We start from the raw sequence: 9,350 nt of genomic DNA, 5'->3' as shown, positions 1-9,350 counted from the left end.
TTTTAGAATCAGTGAGTAAGTGTGGTGCATAAGGGAAACCCACTCAGTGGGCCTTTCAGGCCGAGGCCGGTAAGAGAGGCTTTCAGCCGCAGAGCAAACCACCAGTTCACACTGGTGGTTTTGATTTTTCAAGAATAAATTATTGATACTGACGAAAAGAAATCACAATAAACGAACATTTATTATTTAAAGCAATAAAAAACCTATGAATTTCCGAATAAAAGAGGTAGAATAGTCAGTAATAGAATGTAATGTACGTTACATAATGAGGTGAAAGTAAAAATGAAAGTAAAACGCAGCGAACGACTAATCGATATTACACATTATCTGATTGAACATCCCCACACATTGATTCCACTCACTCTGTTTTCAAAACGGTATGAGTCCGCAAAATCAAGCATCAGTGAAGATCTTACCATTGTAAAAGAAACATTTGCCAAAAGAGGCATCGGCTTCCTTGAGACTCTGCCCGGAGCAGCTGGAGGAGTCAAATATATTCCAAAGATGAAAGCAGAAGATGTTGAGCTGTTTATCCGCGACTTGTGTGAAGAGCTGAATTATTCCAAGCGACTGCTCCCCGGTGGATATGTCTATCTGTCTGATATGCTGGGGGATCCAAAATGGCTGAGGGGAATCGGACGAGTTATCGCTTCCCAATATATGGATAAAGATGTGGACAGCGTGATGACTGTTGCAACTAAGGGGGTGCCGATCGCTCAGTCCGTGGCCTTTTATCTGAATGTTCCATTTGTTATTGTCAGAAGAGACTCAAAAGTGACTGAAGGGTCCACCGTCAGCATCAACTATGTGTCCGGATCATCTTCCGATAGAGTGGAGAAAATGGAGCTGTCCAGAAGAAGTCTGGACATGGGTTCAAAGGTGCTGATCGTAGATGACTTCCTGAAAGGCGGAGGTACGGTCAACGGCATGATCAGCCTGATCGAAGAATTCAATTCTGAAGTAGTTGGCGCAACGGTTATTGCTGAAAATATATTTAATGGGGAACGTTCAGTGAAAGATTACACCTCACTGATCAAAGTGGATAAGGTCAACACACAGGACCGCACGATCGAAGTATCTCCTGGAAACTTCTCTATCGAGTAAGCTATGGCAGCTATTGTTGGCTGGAAAATCAGTGAGTAATGCCCACTGAGGGACTATCTCGAGTTGAGTAGTAAATAAATGGAATATCATTGCCCACTCAGCGTCTATATCAGTCTGAGTGGGCAATGAATAAATGACAAAAAGGAAAGCCTGCCATCTCCGGCAGGCTTTTTACTTATTCAGAAATCTTTCAGTCTAGGTGTCGAGGTCTTCCTTGCGTGTCTGACGAAGACGGTCTTCTGTTGAATCATCCACATCAGCTTCTCCGTGTGTGTCTTCCAGTTCCGGAGGGGTTCCGTCATTCGTTTTAGGTTCCATCGGCGGCTGACCGCCGTCGCCCATTCCCTGAACGCTTCCCTCATTAGGAAAACCGGCTGTTGTTCCAAGTGTTTCAAGATCCGGATCTCCGGCATGTGTAGCGGAAGATGATGTCGGATTTTCTACATTATCTGTTTTATCAGAACGATCGACAGCGACAACCAGGTGACCTTTCTTCAAGTCATCCCGATACATGTGGAGCGTATCATCTTCTTGTATATAATTTGAATCATTGTAATACTCATCATCTCTTACTAAGAAAGCATCTTTCAGTGATTCCCAGAAACTCTTTTCGTTGTCATGATCTTTATCAGTTCCGTTGACATCCGGATTGGCTACATCGACATTGTCCGGGTTTCGAAGCTGATTGCCTTTATCCTTGTTGGTAAAAATAGTTATATCCTTTTTATCCGTACCTTCGTCCATCAGGCGACGAACGACCTGTTCAGCTTCTCTTTCAGTGGGATAGCTGCCTATGACTGTAAAATCTTTATTCATTAAACTCTTCCTTCCTGAAGATGGTAGAAATAGAACCATCTATTTTCTAGTTTAATCATTTATAATATAATTTAATTATAGGAAACTGTAATAAATACGACAAACAATACACCTTATGAAACTTGAAAACAGCTTAGTCATAAAGTATGATGTAAAGAGGTTTTGTATGCCCTTTTGGACATACTGATTAAGCAATGATATGGGAACTATAAATAGAAATGATGAGGAGAAACTAATGACTAAACGATTTGCAGTAGTGCTTGCAGCTGGACAGGGAACTCGAATGAAATCCAAACTTTACAAGGTGATGCACCCGGTAATGGGGAAACCTATGGTCGGTCATGTTGTCGATCAGGCACTTGGCGCTCGAATGGATAAAATCGTCACAGTTACAGGTGTCGGTGCTGAAACCGTTCAGGACTATCTAGGCGATAAGAGTGACTATGTCCTCCAGGAAGAACAGCTGGGAACAGCTCATGCGGTCGAACAGGCTGCACCGATCCTGAAAAACGAGGAAGGAACCACACTGGTTATCTGTGGAGATACACCTCTTCTGACTAAGGAGACACTTGAAGGGCTGATGGCTCATCATGAAGAAGTGAATGCGAAGGCTACCGTCCTTACTGCTCACGCGGATGATCCGTTTGGCTATGGTCGCGTGATCAGATCTGAAGATGGATCAGTCACTAAAATCGTTGAACAGAAAGATGCGTCTCAAGCAGAACAGGCAGTTCAGGAAATCAATACTGGGACCTACTGTTTCGACAACAAGGCATTATTCGCTGCACTTGAAAAAGTGGACAACAATAACTCCCAAGGTGAATATTATCTGCCGGATGTTATGGAAATCCTCAAAAAACAGAATGAGCTTATTTCTGCATTCCAGCTTGAGAACAAGGAAGATGCTCTGGGAGTCAATGACCGCGTGGCATTAGCTCAGGCCAGTAAGCTGATGAAGAAACGTATCAATGAGCAGCATATGCGTAATGGTGTAACTTTTATCGATCCTGAGCAGACTTATATTGAAAGTGATGTGGTGATTGGTCAGGACACGCTTGTAGAACCCGGCGTCTATCTTAAAGGACAAACTTCCATTGGTGAGGACTGTATCATCGGAGCGCATTCGATTATCGAAGACAGCCAGATCGGCAACGGTGTTCATGTGAAGAGCTCGATGATTGAATCATCAATAATGGAAAATGAGAGTAACATCGGACCTAACAGTCACCTGAGACCAGAATCCGTCGTGAAAGAACATGCACACATCGGAAACTTTGTAGAAGTTAAAAAAGCGACTCTTGGAAGAAACACGAAAGTCGGCCACCTGACTTATGTTGGTGACGCCACGCTAGGAGAAAATATCAATCTAGGATGCGGAACGGTATTCGTCAATTACGATGGTGAAAAGAAACACCACATCGAAGTCGGAGATAATTCCTTTATTGGCTGCAATACGAACCTGATCGCACCCGTTAAAATTGATGCAAATACCTACGTGGCAGCCGGATCTACGATTACTGATGATGTTCCTGAAGAAGCGATGGCGATTGCTCGTGCTCGTCAAGTAAATAAAGAGGGCTATTTTAAGAAAATACCTCATAAAAATTAGAAAACTCTTCAAAACAGGGCTTTCACGCCCTTGTACAGTTGATTTATTCAGTGCTTAGGCATACACTTATAGTAGTAAAAACAATGAGATAAAATTTATGGAGGCCGACATGTCCGAACATTATTCTGATCCAAAACTGAAGATTTTTGCATTGAGTTCCAACAAGCCATTAGCAGAAAAGATTGCGAAGGATGTAGGAGTAGAATTAGGAAAAGTATCCGTCAACAAGTTCAGTGATGGGGAAATCCGTATCAACATTGAAGAAAGTATTCGTGGGGACCATGTCTATGTTGTGCAGTCAACTTCTGCGCCGACTAATGATCACTTGATGGAAGTGCTCATTATGATCGATGCATTGAAACGTGCAAGTGCCAAGACGATCAATATTGTCATGCCTTATTACGGTTATGCGAGACAGGACCGTAAGGCTCGTTCGAGAGAACCTATCACGGCGAAACTGGTCGCGAATATGATCACTCAGGCAGGGGCTGACCGTATGCTGACTTTGGACCTTCATGCTTCTCAGATTCAAGGCTTCTTCGATATCCCAGTTGATCATCTGCTTGGTGCGTCACTTCTGGCAAATTGGTTCATCGACAGAAATCTTGGAGGAGAAAACACAGTCGTAGTCTCTCCTGATCACGGAGGAGTGACTCGTGCCAGAAAGTTGGCAGAGTTCCTGAAGTCACCTATTGCCATCATTGATAAACGCCGTCCAAAAGCCAATGTAGCAGAAGTCATGAATATTGTCGGTAATGTTGAAGGGAAAACAGCCGTACTGATCGATGACCTGATCGATACAGCGGGAACGATTACCCTTGCCGCAGATGCTCTGATTGAAAAAGGAGCAAAAGAAGTCTATGCCTGTGGGACTCACCCGGTATTTTCCGGACCTGCTATGGAACGTCTGGCTGATTCCCCAATCAGAAATATGGTGGTCACGGATTCCATCATGCTTCCAGAAGACAAGAAAATTGATAAAGTCGTTCAAGTCAGCGTAGGTGAACTGATGGGTCATGCCATCAAGTGGATCCATGAAAACCGTTCAGTATCCCCACTGTTTGAGAAGCAGTTTAAAGGATAAGTATCTGATGTTTAAAAGCCTGCGTCTTTATTAAAGGAAAGGAGGCGGTCAGGTGATAGATAAGGTTCGTTTCCATTTGAGAAAGATGAAACCGTTGGACGTCGCCATTATCATCATTCTTCTGGTCGCATCCTTCATCCCGCATATTGTATACGGCTATCAGCTGAGCAGCATCGATGAGGACGCCCGGATCATTGCTACAGTTAAAATATCTGGAGAAGAAGTGTACCGTGTGGAACTGAGCGAGGAAACACCACAAGAGGAATTCAGGCTCGAACCTCGTGACGGTCAGTACAATATCATTGAAGTAGACGGCACGCGTATTCGCAACCGTGAAGACAACAGTCCGGATCAGCTCGGAGTGAGAAGAGGCTGGATCAGTCAGCCTGGCGAAACAGCTGTTGTCTTGCCTCATCAGCTCATAATCGAGATTCATGCAGAGAATCAGGATGGACAGGAAATTCACGAAGAAGATGACATAATCATACCAATGTAATAAAACAGCCGAAACCTGAATGTTTTTCTCTAAACTCTTGTAATAAGGGAGCAGAGAAAACGTCCGGTGGCGGCTGTTCTTTTCAAAATGAACAGGGACCGTCAGCTGGTATAAATCGGCTGACGGCCCCTGTTTTATATTGTAAATCACTTGAAAATGCAAAAATATCAGTCAGAGATCGTGAATCCTAAATCCGGATTTTTATCCAGGACTTCTTTCAGGTGATTTCTGATGGTATCTGCCGAATGAGTCATTTTTTCCTTTTCGGAATCATTAAGTGGAATCTCGACGATTTTGTCGATCCCACTTTGATTGATGATGGCAGGGGAGCCGATGTAGATGTCATGCTGTCCGTACTCTCCTTCAAGGTAAACTGACAGAGGCAGGACAGCATTTTCATTGTTCAGAATGGCCCGGGTGATGCGGGCCAGCGATACTCCGATACCGTAAAATGTCGCACCTTTACGCTTGATGATTTCATAAGCGGCGTCTCTAACGGAGAAGAAAATATCAACGAGGGCCTGTTCATCTGTATCCGGGTTATTGTTCAGCCATTCATTGATCTGAAGGCCGGCAACGTTAGCATGTGACCAGACTGGGAATTCAGTATCCCCGTGTTCGCCGATGATGTAGCCGTGAACGTTCCTTACATCCACATCCAGCAGATTGGCAACTGCCTGACGGAAGCGAGCGCTGTCAAGCGAGGTTCCAGTTCCGATGACCTGGTTAGAAGGGAGACCGGACAACTTGTATACAGCATAGGTCAGGATATCTACTGGATTCGTTGCAACCAGGAATATGCCATTGAATCCGCTGGCCATCACCTTTTCCACGACATCTTTAGTGATGCGAAGGTTCTTTTCAGTCAGATCCAGACGGGTCTCGCCAGGCTTTTGAGAAGCTCCGGCAGTATAGACGACCAGATCAGCATCATGGCAGTCCGCATAATCAGCCACATATATTTTCTTAGGTGCAGTGAAGGCCAAGGCACTGTTCAAGTCCATGACATCTCCTTCTGCCTTTTCTGTATTGACATCGATAATGCCAAGCTCCTGACCGATATTCTGATTGATCAGTGAGTAGGCATAACTTGAACCGACAGCTCCATCACCTATGAGAATGATTTTCTGCTGTTTTTTTCTGACGTTCATATGATCATTCCTTTCCCTTTTTTATACCATTAGTATAGCATAGATAATCGTCAAAACTAATGAGAAGCTGACTGTACAATATGGAAATTTTGTACATTGACGCACATAGATATAAATGAGAAAATAATGAAAGAGTTTTAACGAGTATTTAACATGATAATCAGAAGAGGAGTTTTAGTGGAATGAAGCATATAACAAGTGAAAGCCTGTTTGACCTGAAAAATGTATCACAGCCAATTGTTCTGGATGACCGTATTTTTTATCTGGAAACTCGAACGGACAAAGAAAAAAATGCCTACCTGACTTCTTTGTGGAGCATCGATCAGAAATCGAAGGAACGGATCATGTGGATCGATGAAGAGTTGAATCCTTCCCAAATCAAAATTTCTCCGAACAAGAAATGGATCAGTTTTCTGGCCGGTAAAAAAGGCGAGAAGCCTCAGATTTACCTGATGCCAGTGAGAGGTGGAACTGCCTTTGCTCTGACTGATGAGGAACAAGGCGTCAGCTCATTTGAATGGACAAGCAACAGTGGGTCACTCTATTATCAGACGACTGTCGATCCCGACCAGGATAAGGAGAAAGCAGAGAGTGACAGCAAGTCCGATGACAAAGTCAAGCCAGTGACGATTACTAAACTGCAATATAAGATGGATGGCCAGGGGATTACTGAAAAAGATCGACTGTATCAAGTAAAAAAAATCAGTGTGTCCAAAAAGGAATCTTCGCTCATTCTTGAGAAAGACCGTCCGTTCCGCCTTCAATATGTTTCTAAAGACGAATCTTTTCTGCTTTATGTGGATAAGCTGAATCCGGATGACGAATGGGTCTACGGAGCAAGCGTCTACGAATACGACATTGCCTCGGAGACAGCCCGCCTCGTTACTGAAGATATACCGGAAGGCAGCTTTTCATTTGAAGCTGTAAACGAGTCGGAAGACTATTTCCTCTTTACTGGAAATGATTTTTCTCATGCTTTTGTAACCCTCGATAAAATTTACGGCTGGGACAGAGCAAACCACACTTTCGAGTCACTGTCAGTCGAGGATAAATATGTCGGTGATCTGATCATTGGAGATTTCCAGCAGAAAACCAAGGGATTTCCGATCAAGTGGCTGGATGATGACTCTTTTGTCTATCCAGTGACCGAACATGGCAAGCTGAAACTGTATAAGGGAGACAAAACCGCCGGCAGCAAATGTCTGGTGGACAAGCCGTTTCATATTACAGATGGGGATGTTGTGGACGCCTCTACCTTTGCAGTCACCTACTCTGACTTGACAACACCAAGTGTTCTTGGGCTGCTCAACGCCGAAACTGGGGAAGTAACTGATTTGTATAATCCGAACGCAGCGTTTGAAGACACGCATCAAATCACGCCTGTGGAAAGATTCTGGTACAAAGGAGCAGACGACTGGGATATCCAGGGATGGTACGTTCCACCTGTGGACAAGAGTGAAAACCATCCAGCTGTTCTTTATATCCACGGTGGGCCTCAAGTATGTTACGGAGAAACCTTCTTCCATGAGATGCAGAAGCTCTCAGCTGAAGGATACGGTGTAATCCTTCTGAATCCTCGTGGAGGAAACGGCTACGGACAGGATTTTGTTGCGTCCATTCTCGGCGATTACGGAAACAAGGACTATGAGGATCTTATGCTGGGTACGGATTATGTACTGGAACAGCACCCGGAGATCGATCAGTCGAATGTATATGTCGCAGGTGGAAGTTACGGTGGATTTATGACAAACTGGATCGTCGGACACACTGACCGTTTCAAGGCTGCTGTAACGCAGCGATGCATATCAAACTGGGTCAGCTTCTACGGGACCAGTGATGTGGGCGCGTTCTTCGTAGAATTCCAGTTAAAAAGAGACGTCTCTCAAATGGAAGACCTGTGGAAAATGTCTCCGTTAGCCTATACGCAGAATATCAAGACACCTCTGCTGGTCATCCACGGACAGGAAGACTTGAGATGCCCACAGGAACAAGGTGAGCAGATGTATACAGCCATGAAGAAACAGGGAGTCAGGACCAAACTGATTCTCTTCCCTAAATCGAGTCATGGACTGTCACGTGCAGGCCTGCCAAACCTTAGAATAGAGCGACTAAATGAAATCAGTAACTGGATGAAGTAAATAATAATGAAGGAGGACTTTCGTCATGGAAGTTCTCTTTTTGTGTGGACAGGCGCGAGTGACTAGTCATCCGGTCATATCAGATATATAAGGAGAAAGTTAGAAGATTATGAGACTCTATTAAATAGATTCCGTATAACTACAGGGTTGCCGGTTTCTTTGTTATACTCATTAACGGTTAAGAGGTCTAACAAGTAATTGAAATAAAAAATAATAGGAGTGGAATTTTGAAGCAAGATTTAGAAAGGTTAAGTCCGTTTGAGTTGTCGCTGTATCTGGAAAATCGTATGGGGTCACAAGATGTGACGAAAGAATGGTTGAATGCCGGACGAGGGAATCCGAACTGGACAGCCCCTATTCCCCGAGAAGCGTATTTTCTTCTAGGCGAATTTGCAGTAAAAGAAACGGTCATAAGTGAAAAAGAAAGTCTGGGCACTATGATCAAAGAAGAAGGCGGACGAACGGAGCGATTCGAATCCTTCCTGAATGAAAAAGAATCGGATGGAGCTGACATGCTCAGAAACATCTGGGCAAACGCTGCTCATCTGCTGGGCATGCCGAGAGAACAGTGGCTGACTAAAATGCTCGACTATACAATTGGGGATAACTATCCCTATCCTGAGCGCGTGCTAACAGCGTGCGAACAGCCGATCAAGCAGTATCTTCACCATGAATTGTTCTCAGGTGAGACGGAACCCTTCGATATTTTTGCGGTCGAAGGAGGAACAGCTGGAATCGTCTATACCTTTAACGTAATTCCGAAAGAAGTCTCCCACTTCTAAACGTATGGGTACGAAGCACCAGTGAAAGTGGGAGATGAATTTAGGTCAAGCGATAGCTTGAAGTTATTTCTCAAGACCTTTTCTTATTAGTTCAAGGATAGCTGCCGTTCTTGTAGGCAGTCCATTTTCTTTTTGGTATGCGTCTACTTTTTCTAGAATAACTTTTGGCA

Annotated in this window: 8 protein-coding genes; 6 read left to right on the top strand and 2 right to left on the bottom strand. The window is 44.1% G+C overall.

Translation table 11 applies throughout. The features are described from left to right. Nucleotides 1-282: 282 nt before the first annotated feature. On the top strand, nt 283-1,104 hold the full coding sequence (gene purR / locus ACYQ4S_RS09380) for a pur operon repressor (protein ID WP_346024052.1): 822 nt from the start codon (nt 283-285) through the stop codon (nt 1,102-1,104). Between the two features lie 195 nt (nt 1,105-1,299). Here purR and ACYQ4S_RS09375 read toward each other — a convergent pair whose 3' ends face one another. Next, nucleotides 1,300-1,920, bottom strand: a complete 621-nt coding sequence (locus ACYQ4S_RS09375) for a general stress protein (protein WP_459770775.1) — start codon at nt 1,918-1,920, stop codon at nt 1,300-1,302. Between the two features lie 235 nt (nt 1,921-2,155). Here ACYQ4S_RS09375 and glmU point away from each other — a divergent pair, with 235 nt between their 5' ends. From glmU to ACYQ4S_RS09360, 3 genes are all read left to right on the top strand, one after another. After that, entirely contained in the window at nt 2,156-3,529 is a 1,374-nt protein-coding gene (gene glmU / locus ACYQ4S_RS09370; RefSeq protein WP_459770773.1) for a bifunctional UDP-N-acetylglucosamine diphosphorylase/glucosamine-1-phosphate N-acetyltransferase GlmU, read from the top strand. Nucleotides 3,530-3,638: 109 nt separating this feature from the next. Continuing rightward, the gene (locus ACYQ4S_RS09365; protein ID WP_346024055.1) at nt 3,639-4,613 is read left to right on the top strand and encodes a ribose-phosphate diphosphokinase; all 975 of its coding nucleotides are present in this window, start codon (nt 3,639-3,641) and stop codon (nt 4,611-4,613) included. A 52-nt stretch (nt 4,614-4,665) separates the two neighbouring features. Next, nucleotides 4,666-5,109: a NusG domain II-containing protein gene (locus ACYQ4S_RS09360; protein ID WP_459770771.1), complete on the top strand. Its 444-nt coding sequence runs from the start codon at nt 4,666-4,668 to the stop codon at nt 5,107-5,109. Nucleotides 5,110-5,276: 167 nt separating this feature from the next. Here the strand turns inward: ACYQ4S_RS09360 and ACYQ4S_RS09355 are convergent, their stop codons facing one another. Then, nucleotides 5,277-6,260 (bottom strand): L-lactate dehydrogenase, encoded by a 984-nt coding sequence (locus tag ACYQ4S_RS09355; protein WP_459770769.1) that lies wholly within the window; start codon nt 6,258-6,260, stop codon nt 5,277-5,279. 182 nt (nt 6,261-6,442) lie between these two features. Between ACYQ4S_RS09355 and ACYQ4S_RS09350 the strand changes: the two genes are divergently transcribed. Both ACYQ4S_RS09350 and ACYQ4S_RS09345 read left to right on the top strand, forming a co-directional pair. After that, nucleotides 6,443-8,398 carry a S9 family peptidase gene (locus ACYQ4S_RS09350; protein WP_459770767.1) on the top strand — a complete coding sequence of 652 codons (1,956 nt, stop codon included), beginning with the start codon at nt 6,443-6,445 and terminating at the stop codon, nt 8,396-8,398. 227 nt (nt 8,399-8,625) lie between these two features. Then, nucleotides 8,626-9,180 carry a hypothetical protein gene (locus tag ACYQ4S_RS09345; RefSeq protein ID WP_459770765.1) on the top strand — a complete coding sequence of 185 codons (555 nt, stop codon included), beginning with the start codon at nt 8,626-8,628 and terminating at the stop codon, nt 9,178-9,180. Nucleotides 9,181-9,350 lie beyond the last annotated feature (170 nt).

The sequence above is a fragment of the Alkalibacterium sp. s-m-28 genome, from assembly GCF_054658175.1.
Note: the sequence above shows the minus strand (reverse complement) of the source record. Positions and strands in the feature narration are given on the sequence as shown.